This window comes from Mariniphaga sediminis, assembly GCF_003573545.1.
GTDB classification, from domain to species: Bacteria; Bacteroidota; Bacteroidia; order Bacteroidales; family Prolixibacteraceae; genus Mariniphaga; species Mariniphaga sediminis.
The window spans coordinates 18,284-38,868 of the sequence record NZ_QWET01000008.1; the positions used below are offsets into that span (position 1 = coordinate 18,284).

Genomic DNA, 20,585 nt, shown 5'->3' on the forward strand with positions numbered 1-20,585 from the left:
AAATGTTTTGCTGCTTATATCATAGGAAAGATATCAAGCTACAACATTATTTCAGCTAAAAATAAAAAGCTACATTTATGCAAAACAGGACATATTATTGCCCGGTGAAAAAAAAATCTGATTTAGCAATATATCAGAATTAAACCTTCGGGCTTCACCAGCGTCTTATAGTAAAATCGGGATATGGAAGCAGGCGATCATGAACTTATTATGGAATTGAAGCAGGAGAACACCAGGGATCTTGCTTTTCACCGCCTGGTAAAACAGTATGAAGAAAGACTGTACTGGCATATCCGGAAAATAGTCATGAATCACGAAGATACGGACGACATTCTTCAAAACACCTTCATTAAAGTTTGGAAGAACATTGACAATTTTCGCGAAGAATCCTCGCTTTTCACCTGGCTTTACCGAATTGCCACCAATGAATCCATTACATTTCTGAATTCCAAAAAACGAAGAAGCCTTCTCCCCCTTAACGATGTAAGCGATTACCTGATGGAAAACCTGGCAGCTGACCCCTACTTTGAAGGAGATAAAATTCAAATGAAGCTTCAGCATGCAATCTTACAGCTTCCGGAAAAGCAACGAATCGTTTTTAATATGAAATATTTTGACGAAATAAAATATGAAGACATGTCAGTAATACTCAACACTTCAGTAGGAGCATTGAAAGCATCTTATCATCATGCAGCAAAAAAAGTAGAGGAATTTTTAAAAAACAGCGACTGGTAAATGGGATTAAACTTTTTTGAAGTTATACAGTCAAACATTTAAAATTTGTAAAATGGAAGAACTAAAAAAAATAGCACCTAAATTATCGAAACTGAAAAAGGAACAGCCCTTTGGGGTTCCTGAAAAATACTTCGATGATTTTTCTGCCCGGCTTCAACACAGGCTGGAGACAGAAAAACAAGTTCCTCCACAGAACCAAAGTTCTATTATCCGGTTTTTAAAACCAGCTCTCGGACTGGCAGCCAGTTTTGCCCTTGTTTTTATGCTGGTTTACTGGCCGCTTAAATCATTTCTGCCCAACTATCTGGCAAAAACGAATACAATTGAAACCATAAACGAGGAAGACACTTACCTTATCTTTGTTGAAAAAATGGATGAGAATTCCTTTTTTAATCTGCTACAAGAACCTGGAACTGAAGAGGAAACAATAGAAGGCAACTTTAACGATGAAGAATTATTAAGTTACCTTAGCCTTAATGTTTCAGACTATGAAATTTATATGCAAACTGAAAATTAAAAATCATGCAAATCATAAAAAAAATAATCGTATTCTCTCTGATTTTTGCTGCTGCTTACCCAACTTTGGCTCAACCTCACGGGAGTAAGCACGAAGAAAAATGGGAAAAATACCGTACAGAAAAAATAGCTTTTTTAACATCGGAACTGGAACTGACACCAGCCGAAGCTCAAAAATTCTGGCCGGTTTACAACCAGTTGGAAAAAGAACGGTGGAAAGCCCAAAAATTTCGCCGGGAGATGGAGGGAAAAGTTTTGGAAGCAGAAGAATCGATGTCGGAAGCAAAAATCAAACAGCTTACCAGGGAATTTGCCGGCAGCCTGAAAAAAGAAGCTAATTTACTGACAGAATACAATGAAAAGTTCCTTGAAATTCTTCCGCCCGGAAAGGTTCTGGAACTTTATAAGACAGAGAATGAATTCAGAATGCACATGATAAAAAAATTCAGGGATAAGAGACGGAATGGGGAATAAACACGAAAGGTAATTGTAATAAAAAAAGACAGGCTTTTTACCTGTCTTTTTTTATTATTTCTTTTAATTACAGCCCCTTAAACCAGTCCTGGAAATATTTACCAACCAGTGGGGTTTCTTTCTTTTCTCCCTGAATAGCGCCGATCAAACTCATTATCCAAAACACAAAAACTACAATGGAAACGATCCAACCAAGAACAGGGATAAAGGACAATACCAAACCCAACAGGTACAACCCAAGTAACTGGCGGATATAATAACTGGCAAATTCGTCTTTTTCGCTGCTGTTAATTACCAAAGCGATAATCCAACCGATAAGGGTAATGTGGGCGACAATAGCTTTTGTTTTTCCATCCATCTTTTTAAGTTTTTAAAGTTTTATAAAAGTACGTAATTAAAACACGTAAATCAAATATCATAATTGAAATTGCGCAGGTGATGCCCCATGCGGTCACGTTTTGTCTTCAGGTACTTTTGGTTATGCTTGTTCGGCTTTATTTCAATGGGAAGGATATCAACTACCTCGAGACCAAAACCCTCCAACCCCACTCTTTTAACAGGATTGTTGGTAAGCAGTCGCATTTTTGTCACCCCTAAACTGCGAAGAATCTGCGCTCCCACACCATAATCGCGTTCATCGGCTTTGAATCCCAAATGCAGGTTGGCTTCGATCGTATCAAGGCCCTGATCCTGCAACTTGTAAGCGGCAATTTTATTCAGCAAACCAATGCCGCGGCCTTCCTGCATCATATAAACGACAACACCTTTCCCTGCTTTTTCAATCAATTCCATGGACTTATGCAGTTGGTCACCACACTCACAGCGGTAAGACCCAAATACATCGCCGGTCATACATGAAGAATGTACCCGCACCAGCACCGGTTCATTCACTTCCCATTCTCCTTTAATCAGCGCCACATGTTCGGCACCATTTGATTTTTGTCTGAATGGAACAATTCGAAAATCGCCGTGACGCGTAGGCAAAACTACTTCTTCGCCGCGTTCGATAAGGCTTTCCGTCTGAAAAAGGAAGGAAATAAGATCCTTTATGGTTATAATTTTCAGGTTAAATTTTTGCGCCAGCTTTAGCAACTGGGGTAACCGGGCCATAGAACCATCTTCATTTTTAATTTCAGCCAATGCTCCGGCAGGATATAATCCGGCCAACCGCGCCAAATCGATGGTTGCTTCTGTATGTCCGGCGCGCCGCAACACCCCACGGGCGCGGGCACGAAGTGGGAAAATATGCCCGGGGCGCCCCAAATCTTCCGGTTTTGTTTCATCACGTGCCAGTGCAAGAATAGTTTGTGCCCTGTCGTAAGCCGAAATCCCTGTAGTACATCCGTGGGAAAGTAAATCGACAGAAACAGTGAAAGGTGTGGCATGCATTGAGGTGTTGTCGGTTACCATCATTGGTAACTCAAGCTCCTCACAGCGCTCATATGTAATCGGGGCACAAATCAGTCCGCGGGCATGCGTTTCCATAAAATTAATCTTCTCAGGCGTAATACACTCCGCGGCAATAATTAAATCCCCCTCATTTTCACGATCTTCATCGTCAACTACAATTATGAATTCTCCATTTTTTATTGCAGCTATTGCTTCCGGAATAGTGTTCAGCTTAATATCTGTCATGGTCTCCCCCTTTAAAATCAGCGCAAAAGTACAATAAATAATCGACAATAAAATTGATTCCTTTTCATGAAACAGGGTGAAGAAAAGTAAAATTAACAGAGATAAAGCCACAGCTAAACCGGCAACAGAACCCGTTGCCAAATCTGTCCTTTCCCTGCAAAAGAAACCCGGAAGGTTTGTAAAACGAAACGATTTAAATCTTCCGTTCACAACTTTTTCGCATCAGTTGGCCGAAATTATTTTAAGTTTCATCCTGCTCTGGTTACTTTTAGCTAAACTATTATCTTTGTCACTTATTTTTTAACTGAAATCTAAAAAAAGCATGAAGTTAGCGCTGATTGGTTACGGAAAAATGGGAAAGGAGATCGAGAAAATCGCCGTTTCCCGTGGCCACAAAATCGAACTTATTATTGACATTGACAACCCGCATGATTTAACCGTTGAAAATCTCCGTAAATGCGAAGCAGCGATAGAATTTACCATCCCTGATTCAGCAGTGGACAACTACTTCAAATGTTTTGCGGCTGGCATTCCGGTAGTAAGTGGAACAACCGGGTGGCTCGACCGCCGGGAGGAAGTATACCAAAAATGCCGCGAAATGAATGGCACCTTTTTTTATGCCAGCAACTTCTCCATTGGTGTGAACCTGTTTTTTGAACTGAACAGGACACTTGCCCGCCTGATGGCCTCGCGCCCCGAATACAAACCGGAAATGACTGAAGTGCACCATGTTCATAAACTGGATGCCCCCAGTGGGACTGCCATTAGTCTGGCTGAAGATCTGATTGAGATATTACCCGGAATAGAAGGCTGGACAGACAGTGATAAAGCAGGGGAAAAACAAATACTTGTAAAATCGGAACGGGAAGGAGAGGTACCCGGGACACATACGTTAAAATACGAATCAGAAGTGGATTTTATTGAAATCACCCACAGCGCCAAAAACAGGAAAGGACTTGCCTTTGGTGCGGTGTTGGCAGCGGAATATAGTCTGGAGAAAAAAGGCATCCTCTCGATGAAGGAAATTTTAAAAATATGATGCTGAGATAATCATGAATAAAATTCATTCATACAGAAACACAATAATACTTTTCAAATGCATTCGCTGCCTGGCAATAAATCTGGCAGGTATTGCATCCCGATAAAATTAACACTTATAACAAAATGAAAATATGATAAAAGAAATTCTGACCAACAGGTGGTTCAAATTCATCACGGTTGGTGCTATTTACACCCTGTGGGTAATCTGGCTCGGAAATTTCTGGTGGCTCATCGGGCTTGCCATTATTTTCGATATCTATGTTACCGAAAAAGTTCACTGGGCTTTCTGGAAAAAGAAAAATCCGCCCGGAGGCAAACAAACCAAAGTGGTGGAATGGGTAGACGCTATTATCTTTGCGGTGATTGCAGCTACTTTTATCCGCATGTTTTTCATTGAAGCGTACACCATTCCTACTTCTTCGATGGAAAAATCACTGTTGGTAGGCGATTATCTTTTTGTAAGCAAGGTAGCCTATGGGCCCAAAACGCCTAACACTCCACTGTCGTTTCCTTTTGTGCATAATACCATGCCGCTCACGCGTTCAACAAAGTCGTATGTCGAATGGATTAAAAGGCCATACCGGCGGATGAAAGGTTTCGGTGATATTAAAAACAACGATGTGGTGGTTTTCCATTTTCCGGAAGGCGATACCGTGGCCTTATACATGCAAAACCAGAGTTACTACCAGTTGGTAAGAAGTTATGGAAGGGACCGGATTTGGAACGAACCCCGCAATTTTGGCGAAGTGGTGGCCCGTCCGGTAGATAAACGCGAAAATTATATCAAACGATGTATCGGAATTCCCGGAGATGTAATTGAAATGACTCAAGGGCAGGTGAAGGTGAATGGCAAGCCTCAGGAACATTTTGATGGAATGCAGCACAACTACATCGTTAAAACCAACGGAACCTCCTTTAATACAAAAAAGCTGGACCAGTTGCATATTGCCCAGGACGATCGCACGGTATATTCTAGTGAACAGTATATGTTTCCGCTTACCGAAGCGAGTGTAGGCGAGTTAAAGGAATTTGCCAATGTTACATCGGTTGAAAAACTGGAAGAAAGTCCGGGCGAATGGGATTCCAATATTTTTCCGCACAGCAAAAATTTCCCCTGGAATGTGGATAATTTTGGGCCGCTAACGATTCCGGCAAAAGGAGAAACCGTAGAACTCACTCCCGACAATCTTCCTCTGTATGAGCGGATAATTAAAGTGTATGAGAACAACCAGATGGAAGTGAAAGACGGCGCCATATATATCAACGGTAAAAAAGCAACCAGCTACACCTTTCAATTGGATTACTACTGGATGATGGGTGATAACCGGCACAACTCCGCCGACTCGCGCTACTGGGGATTTGTACCGGCAGATCACATCGTGGGAAAAGCCAGTTTCATCTGGCTGTCACTCGACAAAGACAAGTCGCTTCCGGGAAAAATACGGCTTGGAAGGATGTTTCATTTTATAAAATAAAAAACAGAAGACTGATATAATGGGGGGTTACAAACAAAAATCCGTACCATTTTATCAAGGCTACAATAACTTATTTTTGGAAAGGATAGCAGGACTCTGTTATCCTTTTCTTATCTTCGGGTAAAAAATAAAACACTATGAGCGCTGTTATAATTATACTTTTAGTTCTGGCTGTTTTACTTGTAATTTTCACGCTGCAAAATTCATTCGAAATAACCATCAGTGTTTTTTTCTGGGAAATATCCGATGCCCCGTTGGTGTTGGTACTTCTTATCTGCGTATTGTTGGGATATATCCTGGCAGCCATTTACTTTTACCCGCGGATATGGAAATTGAAAAAAGATTTCCGTCAGGCAGAAAAAGCAGGAAAGAAACTGGAAACACAACTGGAATCCCGGGACGTTAGTTTGGAAAAGACCAACCCGGAAGGAATAGAGCTGGATGTGGATGACGAAGACAATGGATTTTTCAGGGAGTAGCAGAATAATGTATCATAATAAAGGGATTCTTCTTAGTACGGCCTATTTTGCACCTGTGCACTATTTTACCAAACTGGTGCAATTTAAAAAGGGCTATCTGGAACGATTTGAAAATTTCACGAAACAAACCTATCGCAACCGGTGCGAAATATTGGGGGCCAACGGGCCGGTTTCACTGATAGTACCGGTGGTTAAAGGGCGTGGCCGAAAAATAAAAATTAAAGACCTGCGCATTTCTTATGACACGGAATGGCAGCGCAACCATTGGCGAACTATCTTTTCAGCGTACAATTCATCTCCTTTTTTTGAGTTTTACCAGGACGACATCCGCCCCTTCTTTGAGCAAAAAAGGAAGTATCTGTTCGACCTGAACGGGGAAATTCATGAAACAATATGCGACCTGCTGGAGATGGAAAACAACGTGGTTTTAACCGATGATTTTGAAAAAGTACCTGAAAATACCGCGAATTTCCGTGAAGCATTTTCCCCAAAAAAACAAAAGGCTTTTCCCGATCCCGATTTTCAACCACAAAAATACACACAGGTATTTTCCGAAAAATTAGATTTTGTCCCCAATCTAAGCATACTGGATTTATTATTCAACGAGGGTCCCAACAGCTTCAATATTTTGGAAAAGTCCTGCCCAAAAGCCCGTGAATAATTTATGAGTAGCCAGGTTTAACATTTCGGCTTACGCCACGTCAACCGGTACCTGCTTAAAATACTTACGAAAAAGAGCAAACCGCTGAGAACCGGATTGTGAACGTTTTTGCCGGACAAATTCAAACCGGAGCGGTGAATATTGTTCCAGGTTTTGCAGGTATTCTTCTGAATAGCATTGCGGATTTAACCCCACTGATTCTATTATCATGGTTTCCACACTGCGGTTCATCAGGTGAAGCATAACTTCCATATCGGCGCCTCTGAAACACCTTAACTCTTCCATCACCCTTCTCCCAAAACGGATGGTACAATTCACCTGCGAATCCAAAGCAGGAGAACCGGACAAACAGGAAAAGAGTGTTTTGGTATGACTGTCTGAATCCTCTTTTGCATCCTGAATATCATCCAGCAATTGCAGGTAAATACCATATCCAAACAATGCCCGTTCCTGTTCGGAAGTCAGCCGACCTGCCACCAGGTACCCGTCGGCCAAAACCGAGGCGCCTCCTTTTTCGAAACAGATTTCACGCACTGCGGCACCTTCCAGGCCGTTTCCTTTTATTAGTTCCAGGCTACGGGTTTGTCCTTGCTGAATGGCATACAAACTTTCATAAACCTTCGGAAATTCATGGCGGGGAAACTGCTCTTCAAACAGATCCACCAGCCTGAATAATTGGGATTCGCAATGGCTTTGAGGCGTTACCTTTTCTCCATGCAACCGGCTGTTAAACCGCCGGCTGAACTGCAGTTTTTCTTCCCCCGAAATAGCTGGATCATCCAGAAGGTTGTCGCTGTAAGGGTAAATCATACTGTAGGCAAAAACAGAAGGTGTAATTTCTACCGGAACGCCCATCATCAGTTGCAGACCATTCATAATCCATACGTTACGAATTCCCTGGTAAATATTTTCAGGCGACAGTTCCGGCCCGAATTTACGTGCCCGGTAAAAAAAATCTTTGGAAACATTTTTAAACTGGTCAGAAAGAATAATTTCCAGCTGGTCTGCCTCAAAATCAAACACTCCCTCCAAAAAACCGCGAAATACAGGAAAAAACGATTGTCCCTGGTCACCTTCTTTTAACATCCGGATCGTTTTTTTCGATTGTAATGCCTTTACTTTTCCCTGAAACCGGCAGAAGTTGGCTTCCCTTTCAATCTGTTCTTCGCTAGAATAACTTCGCTGAAAATCAGGAACGGAACCGGAACTTTCCCTCCAGATTCCGACAAAATGTTCGATATACGATTTTACGGGCAGCATGAACCTGTTTTTTGAAAGTAAAAATAAACAAGAAAAACTGTCCGGACTAATTTTTTAGATTATCAATGAAATTTTGGCGACAAATGAACCATAACAGCAGAAAAATTCAGGGAACAAAATATATTCATCCCATAAAATATTCTGAGATTGGATTGATACAACTGATAATCCGGTTAAACAATATTCGTATAAACAGCCTGAACATCATCGTCTTCTTCAAGCTTGTCGAGCATTTTTTCGATGTCTTCCAGGTGTTCTTCCGGGAATTCAACCGGATCGTTCGGGAAACGTTTCAATAAAGCTTTTTGCACGTCAATTTTCAGGTTCTCCAGAGCATGGGCCAAATCGCCAAAACTGGTATAATCGGCATACAGGTAAACAACACCGTCATTCTCTTCAATCTCTTCCAGCCCTGCATCGATGAGTTCCAGTTCAAGCTCCTCAATATCCATATCTTCCTGCTTTTCAAACTCGAATACAGCTTTCCTCGAAAACATGAACTCCAGCGAACCGGTAGGCACTAAACCGCCTCCTGCTTTGTTGAAATAGCTTTTCACATTGGCAACAGTACGGGTGGTATTGTCTGTAGCACATTCCACAAAAACCAAAACACCATGCGGGCCTTTTCCTTCGTAGTTTACTTCAGTAAAGTCGGCAGCATCTTTTCCACTGGCACGTTTAATGGCCGCATCAATGTTGGTTTTTGGCATATTTTGCGCCTTGGCATTCAATATGGCGGTGCGCAGTGCAGCATTCAAATCAGGATCAGGGCCAGCGCCCTTGGCGGCAATAGTAATCTTTTTTGCCAGTTTCGGAAATGTGCGCGACATTTTGTCCCAACGCTTCTCTTTGGCCGCTCTGCGGTATTCAAATGCTCTTCCCATGATTTAAAATTTGCGGAATAAAAATATCCGCGAAAATATAATTTGAAATTGAAAAAACAGATAATCAGGTATCGCAAAATACTTTTAACCTTGAATTTTTTTGGGTTTACACACTTTTTCTTCTTTTTTCACCTTCGCCCCACACTTTTTACATTCGTATTTTGGATCCTGTTTGTCTTTAAAGTCTTTCCTTTTGCAAGCTGTCTTTGCCATACTTCACCTTAAAATTACAGTTCCCGGTGAACCAGAACAACGTTTACCGGAAAATTGTTCCTTAAATGAGCGGCAAGCTTCTCAGCAGCGTAGACCGAACGGTGCTGCCCGCCGGTGCAACCAAAATTTACCGTAAGGTGCGTGAACCCCCGTTCCAAATAATTTTTTATCGATTGCTCCACCAACGCCTTGACTGGTTTCAGAAACCATTTCATCTCTGAATTTTGCTCCAGAAACTGCTGCACTTTCAGGTCTTTTCCCGTAAGATTTTTGTATTCGGCATAACGCCCCGGATTGTTTAATGCCCGGCAGTCGAATGCAAACCCACCGCCATTGCCTGAGGGATCGGCAGGAATTCCTTTTTTGTAAGAAAAACTGGTAATCCGTACCGTAAGATCTCTGTGTACCTGCCCAATTTCTTTCAACGATTCTGAATGGATGAGCAAGTGCAAAACATTCACTAATTCCGGCATATTCACTGGCAGGCTCAGCTCAGGAAGCAGGCTTTGCAAGTTGTGGATGGCAAACGGGATACTTTTCAGAAAATGTTCCTTCTTCTCATAAAAGCCACGAAAACCATAAGCCCCCATTGCCTGCATAATGCGAATAAGTACAAATCCGTTAAAATACGAAGTAAACTCCGATTCGTTTACGGGGATGTAGTTTCTTAATTCAGCAAGATAAAAGCCGAAAAGCTGTGAACGAATTTCCTGCGGAATATCGGCTTTCCCGTCGTAAAGTAACGAAGCCAAATCGTATTGCAGCGCACCGCGCCGCCCGCCCTGATAATCGATAAAATAGACGTCGTTGTTTTTCAGCATAACATTACGTGACTGAAAATCGCGGTAAAGAAAATAGTCGGACGGGGCAGACAACAGGTAGTCGCTAAATACCTGAAAATCGTCTTCCAACGCCTGTTCGTCGAACGGAATTTTTGCCAGCTTCAGAAAATAATATTTGAAATAATTCAGGTCCCACATCATCGACTGCTTGTCGAAAGCCTCGCGCGGGTAGCACACCGAGTAATCCATATCCTTTCCCGCTGTAATCTGAATTTTAGGCAATACCTCCAGCACTTTCCGGTATTTAGATACAATACTCTCAGAAAACCCCTCTGACTCACGGGTTTCCGACAAATAATCGAAAAGGGTCAGGTTCCCCAAATCCTCCAGAAGATACTTTTTCAGGTCGGAACTTACGGCAAAAATTTCCGGGACAGGCAATCCTTTTTGCCTGAAATGATTGGTAAACGACAGGAAAGCAGTATTCTCCTTTACATCGGCATTATAGGCCCCAATGACAGATCTGTTACCGTTTTCGAGCCGACAATATTGCCGGTATGAGCCCGATGGCGGCAGCATGGAAAAAGTTTCCACCTTTTCCTGAAAGTGATGCTCAAACAACCGGATTACTTCATTCTTTACTTCGTTCTTCAATGTTATGAAAGTTGTAAGATTAAACGTATTTTTATGCTTTATTCAAAACTAAGATGGTAAAATCCCGGTTCAAAAGTATTTATTTTTTAAGGATACTCCGAATTTTTCTTGTATTGTCAGGTATAATCTTTCTGACAGCCCTGCTGCTGGCATTCACTACCCTGCCCTTTTGGGGAATCCACTGGCTGGGCACCAGCAAATCCGGATTAAAAGGAGAACCTGCAACCATTATTCTTTTGGGTGGAGGCGGTATGCCCAGCGAAAGCAACCTTATGCGCAGCTGGCACGCCGGCAAGGCCGCCAAAAGTTTTCCCGGGTCAAAAGTTGTCATTGCAATGCCCGGTAATATTGCCGACAGTCTGAGCACTCCCCTGCTGATGAAAAAGGAACTGATGCTACGTGGAACCAATCCGCACCAGATTCTTTTTGAAAATGAGGGGACCAATACCCGATCGCAGGCGCTCCAATGTGCCAAATTACTGGATACTTCCAAATCCATTTTGCTGGTAACCTCTCCCGAACATACCCGACGGGCTGTACTCAGCTTCCAAAAAACAGGCTTTAAAAAGGTAAATGCCCTGCCCGCTTTTGAAAATGCCACGGAGGCCGACCTCTCCTTTAAAGATGACGAACTGGGCGGCCGAAAAACTGCGGTACCCGATGTAGGTCAAAGCATTCAGATGCGCTACCAGGTTTGGAACCATTTGAAATATGAAATTATTTTTGCACGGGAAATGCTGGCCCTGGCATATTACAAGGTCAGAGGCTGGATATAAAAACAGCAGAGTGACGGACAAGGCTGAAAAGAGACCTAAAAAACCGGGGCTCCCCGGCTTGCAGAAAACCAACGAAACTTCTATTTTTACAGGCCTTTAAAATAAACATTATGCAACCTGATTTTGACCTTCTCAAATCCCAACTACACGGTGACTTATTTACGGACAATGTACAGCGGGTACTTTATTCTACCGATGCATCGCAATATAAAGAACTGCCTATGGCGGTTGCTCGTCCCAAAAACAGGGAAGATATCCAAAAAATTATTGCCTTTGCCCGTGAAAACGGAACCTCGGTAATTCCGCGCGGAGGCGGTACTTCGCTGGCAGGCCAGGTAGTGGGATCAGGTATCGTGGCAGACCTGTCCAAATACATGAACAAAATCCTCGAACTGAATACGGAAGAAAAATATGTGGTTGTAGAGCCGGGTGTGGTTTTGGCCGAACTGAACCAAACACTGGAACCTCACGGGTTACTGTTCGGACCGGAAACATCCACGGCAAACCGTTGTGTGATTGGAGGAATGCTCGGAAATAACTCCTGCGGGTTGCATTCCTTGATTTACGGAAGTGTACGTGAACACATTCTTGAAGTGGATGCCATTCTTTCCGATGGTTCCGAAGCCACATTCAGGCAGCTAACACAAGAAGAATTCCAGCATAAGCTAAATGGAAACCCCAATCAGCTGGAGAAGGCCATTTATCAAAATATTTTCGATATTCTTTCTAACCCCGGCAATCAAAAAGAAATCCGCGAAAAATTTCCGGATCCGAAACTCACGCGCCGTAACATGGGTTACGCGATAGATTCACTCCTGAATTCAGAAATATTTACCCCGGGGGGTGAGCCGTTCAATTTCTGCAAACTCCTGGCCGGTTCGGAAGGAACCCTGGCATTCTCGCACCGGATTAAGCTGAACCTGCTTCCGCTCCCGCCCAAACACAAAGGACTGGTTTGTGCCCATTTTAAAACACTGGAGGAATCGCTGGAGGGCAATTTAATTGCACTGAAGCATGGCCCCGGAGCCATTGAGCTAATGGACGACATTATTCTGCAATGCACAAAGGAAAACATTGAACAGCGTAAAAACCGCTTTTTTGTAAAAGGCGAACCCGGCGCCCTATTGATGATTGAATTTGCCTGTGAAACAGAGGAGGAACTGAAAGCAAAAGCAGCGGCGCTGGAAAACGATTTTCGGACGGCAGGACTGGGCTATCATTATCCGTTGGTAACCGGCGCAGCAAACATCAAAAAGGTTTGGGCGTTGCGTACTGCCGGACTGGGATTGCTTGCCAACATCCCCGGCGATCGGAAAGGCGTACCTGGCATTGAAGATACGGCTGTGGCGCCGGAGTACCTGCCCGCGTATGTGGCCGACATCAAAAAGGTATTGAAAAAACTGGGGCTTACCAGTGTTTACTACGCCCACATTGCTACCGGGGAGATCCACTTCCGCCCACTCATCAATTTTAAAGACCCTGCCGATGTAAAATTGTTTGACCAACTCATGAACGAAGTGGCAACACTGGTAAAAAAACACCGTGGTTCCATGAGCGGTGAACACGGCGACGGACGTGTGCGTGGTAAATTTATACCCTACATGCTCGGCGAACACAACTACGGGCTGCTCAAAAGTTTGAAAAAAGCGTGGGACCCGGAAAACATCCTGAACCCGGGGAAAATAACAGACACTCCTTCCATTATTGAAAACCTGCGTGTGATTCCGGGAAAAACCACCCCGGAATACGATACAGTTTTCGATTTTTCAAGGTACCGCGGGTACTTCCGCAGTATTGAAAAGTGCAATGGATCGGGAGACTGCCGCAAAAGCGAGGCTATCGGGGGTACGATGTGCCCTACTTTTATGGCTACCCGTGACGAAGATAAAACCACCCGTGGACGCGCCAACATCCTGCGCGAATTTCTCTATTCCAATGAAAAGGAAAACCCGTTTGACCACCGGGAAATTTATGACATTCTCGACTTGTGCATCTCTTGCAAAGCATGCAAAGCCGAATGTCCTTCCAATGTGGATATGGCGAAGCTAAAAGCCGAGTTCCTGCAACATTACTACGACATTCACGGGATTCCTCTCCGCTCGAAGCTGGTAGCTTACCTGCCGCGCCTCAACCGGTTGGCTATGCCGCTGCGCCCGCTTTCCAATTTTATGATGCGCACCACCCTTTTGAAAAAAACAATTGGGATTGCCCCGCAAAGAAACCTTCCTTCCCTCTCAAAGATTACGTTAAAACGCCGCACAGGAAATGGTATCCCTCTGCCGGAAACACCTTCCAAAGGAAAGGTTTACCTGTTTAACGACGAGTTTACCAACTACAATGAAAGCGATATCGGCATTAAGGCAATCCTCCTGCTCACCAAACTGGGGTACGAAGTAAAAATTCCAACCCACAAAGAGAGCGGGCGAACTTTCCTGTCGAAAGGCCTGGTGCGTACTTCCCAAAAAATTGCCACTGAAAATGTTCAGCTTCTGAAAGATATTGTATCTGAAAAAACTCCGCTTGTCGGCATCGAACCATCGGCCATTCTGGCTTTTCGAGACGAATATCCCGAACTGGTAGATAAAGGATTACAGTCAGAAGCTGAAAAGCTGGGACAAAATGCATTGCTTTTTGAGGAATTTATTTCGGCAGAGATAGAAAAAGGGAACATCACACCGGAACAATTCACTTCAGAAGAAAAACAAATCCTGCTGCACGGGCACTGCCAGCAAAAAGCAGTTGCCAGCACCGACCCTACAAAAAAAATGCTTTCATTACCGAAGAACTATACGGTTAAAGAAATCCCTTCCGGATGTTGCGGCATGGCAGGCTCTTTTGGCTATGAAAAAGAGCATTACGAATTATCCATAAAAATAGGAGAAATGGTGTTATTCCCTGCGGTACGTGAGGCGGAAGAGAGAGTTATCATTTGTGCTCCCGGAACCTCCTGCCGCCATCAAATAAAAGATGGAACCGGGAAGCAGGCACAACATCCGGTGGAAGTTATATACGAGGCAATAAAATGACAAATAGCAAGATATGAGCGTTAAATGTAACCCGAAAAGTTTTGAATAACAGTTGAAAAACCCATCTCGGCCTTTAGCATCCCGAAAAAAAGCATATCTTTGTTGGTACAGCAAATAAATGTATCATTAACAAATAAATTAACAGGGAAAAATTAAATGAGTAGATCGCAGGAATCATTTTTCAAAAAAGAAGTCAGAAATAAAAAAGAAAAAAAACGGAAAGAAAAAGAGAAAAAAAGGTTGGCCAGGAAGGAAAATCAAAAAAGCAATAGTCTTGACGATATGATTGCTTATGTTGATGAACATGGTAACATCACAGACACACCACCTGATCCCAAAAGCAAAGAAGATATTAATGTTGAAGATATCCAGGTTAGTGTTCCGAGAGGGCCAAATCTGGAGGTAGATCCTATTCACAAGGGGACCGTCACTTATTTTAATTCGTCCAAAGGGTTTGGGTTCATTACCGATCAACTAACCAAGGAAAGTATATTTGTCCACGTCAACAATACCCTGGAAGAAATCCGCGAAGGCAACCAGGTAAGCTTTGAAGTGGAAAAAGGGCAGAAAGGACTGGTGGCTGTGCAGGTAAAAGTGGTGCGCTAGATCTTTTTACCAGACAGGCAAACAAACCTACTTTCCGAAAAACCGGATGACGTTTATCAGAATGGTGAGAACAACACTAATTAAAATCATGGAGGTGATGGGAATAAACACCTTACTGTTTTCCTTTTCTATACGAATATCGCCCGGCAATTTCCCGAACCAGTTAAACAACCAGGGAGCCAGGTAAATAAGAATACCAACTACAATTAGAACCAGTCCGGCCATAATAAACCAACGTGCCATTTCTATATTAAACTTTTTGTTCGTACAAAAAACTATTCATTCTGTAATTCCTCAACCCAACGAAGAATGTGTTTGAAGTGTGAGCCCTCCCAATAAATTTTGCTGCAACCGGCACACTTCCAAAATTCATCATAAAATTGGAGTGTATCCGAAGAGAGCAGGTGTTGGAGCTCAGTCTTCTCCACCTCCCTCAATAACCCGTTACAATTGGCACAACGCGAAAATGGACGAAAACCTTTTTGGAGTTGCAGCCGGGCAATTATTTCTTTCAGTTGCTTTTTAGGATCGTCGTTACGCAACCAGTAACCATGGGTTACAGCATTTTGTTTCAGAATGCCTTTGTCCCGGGTAAGGACAATACGCTTTTCGCGCAGCGAGATTTCAATAATTTCATCATCTTCAAAATCATTACGAAAAAGAGTGTCAAATCCCAGCAACCTCAGTTTCTGTGCCAGTTTCCCGAGATTAACATCTACCACAAAACGGGTTTCGCGTAAAGGCTTGGAGCGCAAACGGACAATCGGGGAAATATCCAGCGCCTCAAACTCCGGGTAAACCGATACTTCTTCTCCTCCCTGCAACTGGTAATCAAATCCCACCGGTTCACCGTTTACCAAAATTAAATCTACTTCACCGTGTGGCACACCGATGTCCTGAATTGCATTTTTAACAGAAGGCTTCCCCTTAAAAGGGAAGGCAAATACCTGCTTTCTCCAGGCTTTGGGCAAATGGTCGTTCAGTTCTTCGTAAAAACGGAAATTTGCTTTCCGAATGACCGGAGAATGATTGATTCCTGTTCGTTCCGAGTTACCCTTATCCATTCTCTTACAAATTCTGAAATAATTACGAAAGATAACAAAATGATCTTTGCTATTTCAAACTGAAAGGGAATTCAGGATGTTTTGAACGGACAAAAAGATAACTGAAGTAAAACAGATTTATATATCTTTGTATTAAATGCGAAGAATTATGGAGCAAACTCACTTATTTTTCTGCTGATAAAAACAGATGCAGATGACTTCATTTATTTTACTTTAAGTAAAAGTTTCAATAAAAAAAATACATGAAGTGCATACAAGAAAAAGCAGTGACACAAAACCGGAAAGAGGTCGGAAGAACACTCGGAAGATAGGAAATACTCAATTTTACAGTAGCATAAAATATGAAAGACTTTGATTTTCAGATTGAACTGGACGTGCGTGATTATGAATGCGACATCCAGGGGATTGTAAACAATTCAGTGTATCAGAATTATCTGGAACACTGTCGGCATAAATTTTTGACGGACGTAGGACTTAGTTTTGCTCAATTGCACGAAGAAGGAACGGATGCTGTGGTTGTCCGCGCCGAACTGGATTACAAATTCCCTTTACGGCCAGGTGATGCGTTTTTTGTTCAGTTAAAAATGGCCAAACAGGGCCGGCTGAGAATTATTTTTAAACAGGAAGTCATTCGAAAAGAAGATGAAAAGTTGATGGTAGCGGCCCGTATCACTGCCGTTCTAACACGAAACGGACGTCCGGTTTCTCCGGAAGCTTTGGAAGATAAATTCAGGCAGGCAGGGATTGTGTTGGAAGAAGGATAAAAGAAATCCGGGATTACAGGCGTCCCATGTACATCAGGAACTTCTGAAAGTCCCTGCCCCCTCTTCAATTCGCATTTCCTCTACTTTCACCCCGGCAGTTTTTAGGGCGGCTTTGAACCCTTCGTTTATCAGGCGTCCTATACGCATGGGAAACTGAAGCAGGGCTGGAACAGCTTCCTCGTTTTCGGGTTCGCTAAAAAACTTCTGACACGAAGCCACACTGGTGGAAAGATAAATCCGGCAAGCAACAGGACGGGCAGCATAAGCCATGCATGCCCCGTTTTCGAGCAAGGGGCAGGGAAATTTGGAGTTTAAAAGCGCATCGCCCTGTAACCCCTTCAGTTTGGTATTCTTTTCTGTTGCCCGCTTTGCTATTTGCTCCCGGGTAGCATTATCAAAATTCTTTTCAATAAAATCGTTTAGCACATCCATTTCGTAGGAAAGAGCAAAAACCGGTTGATGGCAGCACCACGAACAGCCTTTCCGGCATGCCGGCGCACGGTTTTGCTTTTTGGCAAAATCTGAAAAATATTCCATCACCTCATCTACCAATTGATGCATTTCCTTTACAGACGACAAAAGCGTTTCCCCGGACAAACCGGCCTCCACAGCTTTCATTGCCAGTTGGTAGCCATCGGAATAAAAACGCTTTTCCAGATCTTTTGGGTCAAAATTCATGTAACAGTGATTTGAATGAAAGATTAAACGCAACGCATAACAACATAACGAATGTAAGGAAAAACAAAATGCAAATTATAAAAAGGGGGAAAATGTGGTATACTCTTTTGATTAGAATCCAAACGCTAAATGAGGTTCGTACCCTCAGGGTAAAAAAACAAAGCCGGGCCCCTTGCGGATCCCGGCTCAACAACCTTCAACTACTAACCGATCTTATAACCCAAAAAATTATGAAGCAATAGTTATGAATTCCTTAATTGTATAATCTGGTACAAATAAAAGGGAAAGTTCAGGGTCTGTCTGTAATAAAAGTCACACAAGTCCGGAATAATCGATAAAATTTCGGGAGAGTTCAATTTTCCCGTCTTTTTCGAGCTTTTTCAGCAATCGCGAAATCACCTCGCGTGAAGTATTTAATTGAAGTGCAAGTTCCTGATGGGTTCCTGAGAATGTTGTATTTCCCGACTTTTGAAAACGGTCAATGAAATATTTCACCAACCGTTCATCGAGTTTCAAAAAGGCAATGGAGTCAATGGTTTCAATTAACTCCCGAAAGCGTGACTGGAAGGTCTGCATCACAAATTGCCGCCATGCAGGGTATTCGTACATCCACTTATCGAGCAGGCCAACCGGAAGCATTATCGCTTCGGTCTCCTCTTCTGCAACAGCCATTACATTACTTTTCAAATGAGCCATACAGCAGGTAAGCGACATGGCACACACTTCATTTTCCTTCAGATAATATAGCAACAATTCATTCCCCTCCTCATTGGTACGAGAAATCCGGATTAGACCCCGGACTACCAATGGAAAACTCGAAATAAACTGACCTTCACGAATAAGTGCTTCACCGTGAGAAAAAACCTTTCGTACCCCGCTCTGCCGGATTTCTTCCAGTAATTCTTTTTCAAGAAAATGGTACAGTTTTGTTATTTCATCCACGACAGGATTACATCAGGTTAAAACATATCCTTCATTTTTTCAAAAAAGGTTTTCTCGGAAGAAGAAGGGCCTTCCTGAAAACCGGGGGAATCGAGCAATTTCTCCAGCATTTTTTTCTCTTCGGGCGTTAACTTTTTGGGTATCCAAACATGAATACGAACAAGCAAGTCGCCCCGTCCGTAACCGTTTACATCAGGAAGTCCTTTGCCTCGTAAACGCAGGATTTTCTCAGGTTGGGTCCCCGCCTCTATTTTTACTTTTACTTTGCTCTCAACAGTTGGAATTTCAGCCGTGGTTCCCAGTGTAATTTCCGGGAACGACAAAAAGAGGTTGTAAATCAGGTTATTCCCGTCGCGCACAAGTTCCGGATGATCTTCTTCGGTAATCACTACCAGCAAGTCGCCGCTAATACCGCCACGACGGGCTGCATTCCCCTTTCCTGTAACGTTCAGTTGCATCCCCTCACCCACTCCTGCAGGTATTTTTATCGGAATTATTTCCTCATCGCGCGTTACTCCTTCACCCGCACAATGGGTACATTTGTCGGTTATAATTTTCCCCTCTCCCTGACAAGTCGGGCAGGCAGAGGTTGTTTGCATTTGCCCCAGCAGGGTGTTGGCTACCCGTGTAACCCGTCCAGAACCACGGCAGGTGGAACAGGTTGAATAAGCTGATGCATCTTTGGCTCCTGTACCGTTGCAGTGCTGACACTCAACGTACTTTTTTACCTTTATTTTTTTCTCAACACCATTAGCGATCTCACTTAGCGTAAGCCTCACTTTCACCCGCAAATCGGATCCCCGGGCAACACGGCGTCCTCCGCCACCATAGGAACGACTGCTTCCAAAACCGCCAAATCCACCAAAGTGTCCGCCGAAAATATCACCAAAGGCTGAGAATATATCCTCAATATCGGAGAACCCACTAAATCCCCCGCCTCCGGCAGCGCCACCCATTCCGGCATGGCCAAACTGGTCGTAACGCTGTTTTTTATTGGGATCACGAAGCACCTCGTAAGCTTCTGCCGCCTCCTTAAACTTTTCTTCGGCTTCCTTATCGCCCGGATTTTTATCCGGGTGATATTGTATTGCCTTTTTACGGTAGGCCTTTTTTATCTCCTCTGCTGAAGCATTTTTACTTACTCCCAGTACTTCGTAATAATCTCTTTTTGCCATTTTTGTCTTTCTCTGTTTTATTCTCCCACCACTACCTTGGCATAGCGGATAACCTTATCGTTTAGGATGTATCCCTTTTGAATAACATCCACTACCTTACCTTTGAACTTTTTCTCCGGCGCAGGTATTTTTGTTATTGCCTCGTGATGATCTACGTCAAAATCCTGATGCAGCGCATCTATTTCCTTTACATTATTCAGTTTCAGAAACTCCTTGAATTTAGTGTAAATAAGTATTGTTCCCTGTTTACCAGCATCATCATTCGAAATATCCTTCAAGGATTCAATGGCTCGTTCAAAATCGTCTATTACAGGCAGGATGCCCGTTAACACCGATTCGCCCCCCGATTTGATTAGATCGGCCTTTTCCTTAAGGGTACGCCGGCGAAAATTGTCGAACTCTGCCTGCAAACGCAAATGTTTGTCTGACAATTCCTCCAGCTTGGTTTCCAATTCTGCTATTTTGGTCTCCTTTTTATCTTTTTTTTCCTTCTTTTTCTTCTCCCCTTTTTTTTCTGAAACCTCCTCCTTTTCTGTCTTCCCGTTACCGTTGGGGCCTTGTGTTTCGGCAGTTTCTTTCACTGCTTCTTCTTTTGGATTGTTGTTATTACTATTCATAGCTTTTTCTGTCATGTCCTGTTCATTTAAACTGCAATTCGATTTATCAAAAAATTTGCCATGCAAATATAAAAGACAAATTGACACCCTTAAAGAACAAGAATGTCAATTTGTGCCATAAATTTATG

The 20,585-nt window shown here is 43.0% G+C and carries 22 protein-coding genes; 11 read left to right on the forward strand and 11 right to left on the reverse strand.

Translation table 11 applies throughout. The annotated features are described in order from the left end of the window. Window positions 1–183: 183 nt before the first annotated feature. From D1164_RS11940 to D1164_RS11950, 3 genes are read left to right on the forward strand one after another with little or no spacing between them, the layout of a single operon-like run. Window positions 184–735 (forward strand): RNA polymerase sigma factor, encoded by a 552-nt coding sequence (locus tag D1164_RS11940; protein WP_119350220.1) that lies wholly within the window; start codon window positions 184–186, stop codon window positions 733–735. A gap of 52 nt (window positions 736–787) precedes the next feature. Next, complete coding sequence (locus D1164_RS11945) at window positions 788–1,252, forward strand: hypothetical protein (RefSeq protein WP_119350221.1); 465 nt, start codon at window positions 788–790, stop codon at window positions 1,250–1,252. Window positions 1,253–1,257: 5 nt separating this feature from the next. Next, window positions 1,258–1,725 carry a hypothetical protein gene (locus tag D1164_RS11950; RefSeq protein ID WP_119350222.1) on the forward strand — a complete coding sequence of 156 codons (468 nt, stop codon included), beginning with the start codon at window positions 1,258–1,260 and terminating at the stop codon, window positions 1,723–1,725. A gap of 67 nt (window positions 1,726–1,792) precedes the next feature. On the opposite strand, the gene D1164_RS11955 is transcribed toward D1164_RS11950, so the two are convergent. Together D1164_RS11955 and D1164_RS11960 are read right to left on the reverse strand one after the other, a co-directional pair. Then, the gene (locus tag D1164_RS11955; protein WP_119350223.1) at window positions 1,793–2,083 is read right to left on the reverse strand and encodes a hypothetical protein; all 291 of its coding nucleotides are present in this window, start codon (window positions 2,081–2,083) and stop codon (window positions 1,793–1,795) included. A 50-nt stretch (window positions 2,084–2,133) separates the two neighbouring features. Continuing rightward, window positions 2,134–3,360, reverse strand: coding sequence for a bifunctional 3,4-dihydroxy-2-butanone-4-phosphate synthase/GTP cyclohydrolase II (locus tag D1164_RS11960; RefSeq protein ID WP_119350224.1), 1,227 nt, complete (start codon window positions 3,358–3,360; stop codon window positions 2,134–2,136). Between the two features lie 322 nt (window positions 3,361–3,682). On the opposite strand from D1164_RS11960, the gene D1164_RS11970 reads away from it, so the two are divergent. The 4 genes from D1164_RS11970 (at window position 3,683) to D1164_RS11985 (ending at window position 7,016) form a co-directional block, all read left to right on the forward strand. Beyond that, complete coding sequence (locus D1164_RS11970) at window positions 3,683–4,399, forward strand: 4-hydroxy-tetrahydrodipicolinate reductase (protein ID WP_119350226.1); 717 nt, start codon at window positions 3,683–3,685, stop codon at window positions 4,397–4,399. Window positions 4,400–4,532: 133 nt separating this feature from the next. Beyond that, window positions 4,533–5,876, forward strand: a complete 1,344-nt coding sequence (lepB, locus tag D1164_RS11975; RefSeq protein WP_119350227.1) for a signal peptidase I — start codon at window positions 4,533–4,535, stop codon at window positions 5,874–5,876. 137 nt (window positions 5,877–6,013) lie between these two features. Then, window positions 6,014–6,355 (forward strand): lipopolysaccharide assembly protein LapA domain-containing protein, encoded by a 342-nt coding sequence (locus tag D1164_RS11980; protein WP_119350228.1) that lies wholly within the window; start codon window positions 6,014–6,016, stop codon window positions 6,353–6,355. After that, the gene (locus D1164_RS11985) at window positions 6,324–7,016 is read left to right on the forward strand and encodes a WbqC family protein (protein WP_241558284.1); all 693 of its coding nucleotides are present in this window, start codon (window positions 6,324–6,326) and stop codon (window positions 7,014–7,016) included. Before D1164_RS11980 ends, D1164_RS11985 begins: the two co-directional genes overlap by 32 nt. A gap of 30 nt (window positions 7,017–7,046) precedes the next feature. Here D1164_RS11985 and D1164_RS11990 read toward each other — a convergent pair whose 3' ends face one another. The 3 genes from D1164_RS11990 to D1164_RS12000 all read right to left on the reverse strand — a co-directional run bounded on the left by D1164_RS11990 (window position 7,047) and on the right by D1164_RS12000 (window position 10,809). Next, a complete protein-coding gene (locus tag D1164_RS11990) occupies window positions 7,047–8,276 on the reverse strand; it encodes a hypothetical protein (protein ID WP_119350230.1) in 1,230 nt (409 codons plus the stop codon). A 173-nt stretch (window positions 8,277–8,449) separates the two neighbouring features. Continuing rightward, window positions 8,450–9,160, reverse strand: coding sequence for a YebC/PmpR family DNA-binding transcriptional regulator (locus D1164_RS11995; RefSeq protein WP_119350231.1), 711 nt, complete (start codon window positions 9,158–9,160; stop codon window positions 8,450–8,452). 227 nt (window positions 9,161–9,387) lie between these two features. Next, on the reverse strand, window positions 9,388–10,809 hold the full coding sequence (locus tag D1164_RS12000; protein WP_241558285.1) for a RapZ C-terminal domain-containing protein: 1,422 nt from the start codon (window positions 10,807–10,809) through the stop codon (window positions 9,388–9,390). A 113-nt stretch (window positions 10,810–10,922) separates the two neighbouring features. On the opposite strand from D1164_RS12000, the gene D1164_RS12005 reads away from it, so the two are divergent. The 3 genes from D1164_RS12005 to D1164_RS12015 all read left to right on the forward strand — a co-directional run bounded on the left by D1164_RS12005 (window position 10,923) and on the right by D1164_RS12015 (window position 15,217). Continuing rightward, a complete protein-coding gene (locus tag D1164_RS12005; RefSeq protein WP_172594435.1) occupies window positions 10,923–11,585 on the forward strand; it encodes a YdcF family protein in 663 nt (220 codons plus the stop codon). Window positions 11,586–11,695: 110 nt separating this feature from the next. Beyond that, window positions 11,696–14,611 carry an FAD-binding and (Fe-S)-binding domain-containing protein gene (locus D1164_RS12010; RefSeq protein WP_119350233.1) on the forward strand — a complete coding sequence of 972 codons (2,916 nt, stop codon included), beginning with the start codon at window positions 11,696–11,698 and terminating at the stop codon, window positions 14,609–14,611. A 156-nt stretch (window positions 14,612–14,767) separates the two neighbouring features. Beyond that, window positions 14,768–15,217, forward strand: a complete 450-nt coding sequence (locus D1164_RS12015; RefSeq protein WP_119350234.1) for a cold-shock protein — start codon at window positions 14,768–14,770, stop codon at window positions 15,215–15,217. A gap of 27 nt (window positions 15,218–15,244) precedes the next feature. Here the strand turns inward: D1164_RS12015 and D1164_RS12020 are convergent, their stop codons facing one another. Both D1164_RS12020 and D1164_RS12025 read right to left on the reverse strand, forming a co-directional pair. Then, window positions 15,245–15,460, reverse strand: coding sequence for a DUF2905 domain-containing protein (locus tag D1164_RS12020; RefSeq protein ID WP_119350235.1), 216 nt, complete (start codon window positions 15,458–15,460; stop codon window positions 15,245–15,247). 32 nt (window positions 15,461–15,492) lie between these two features. After that, window positions 15,493–16,281 (reverse strand): Mut7-C RNAse domain-containing protein, encoded by a 789-nt coding sequence (locus tag D1164_RS12025; RefSeq protein WP_119350236.1) that lies wholly within the window; start codon window positions 16,279–16,281, stop codon window positions 15,493–15,495. A 341-nt stretch (window positions 16,282–16,622) separates the two neighbouring features. On the opposite strand from D1164_RS12025, the gene D1164_RS12030 reads away from it, so the two are divergent. Beyond that, complete coding sequence (locus D1164_RS12030) at window positions 16,623–17,045, forward strand: acyl-CoA thioesterase (protein WP_119350237.1); 423 nt, start codon at window positions 16,623–16,625, stop codon at window positions 17,043–17,045. Between the two features lie 33 nt (window positions 17,046–17,078). Here D1164_RS12030 and D1164_RS12035 read toward each other — a convergent pair whose 3' ends face one another. The 4 genes from D1164_RS12035 to D1164_RS12055 form a co-directional block, all read right to left on the reverse strand. Then, entirely contained in the window at window positions 17,079–17,723 is a 645-nt protein-coding gene (locus D1164_RS12035) for a YkgJ family cysteine cluster protein (RefSeq protein WP_119350238.1), read from the reverse strand. A 312-nt stretch (window positions 17,724–18,035) separates the two neighbouring features. Then, entirely contained in the window at window positions 18,036–18,665 is a 630-nt protein-coding gene (locus D1164_RS12045) for a Crp/Fnr family transcriptional regulator (RefSeq protein ID WP_119350240.1), read from the reverse strand. A gap of 17 nt (window positions 18,666–18,682) precedes the next feature. Next, entirely contained in the window at window positions 18,683–19,840 is a 1,158-nt protein-coding gene (dnaJ, locus tag D1164_RS12050) for a molecular chaperone DnaJ (RefSeq protein WP_119350241.1), read from the reverse strand. Between the two features lie 17 nt (window positions 19,841–19,857). Next, a complete protein-coding gene (locus D1164_RS12055; RefSeq protein WP_119350242.1) occupies window positions 19,858–20,472 on the reverse strand; it encodes a nucleotide exchange factor GrpE in 615 nt (204 codons plus the stop codon). Window positions 20,473–20,585 lie beyond the last annotated feature (113 nt).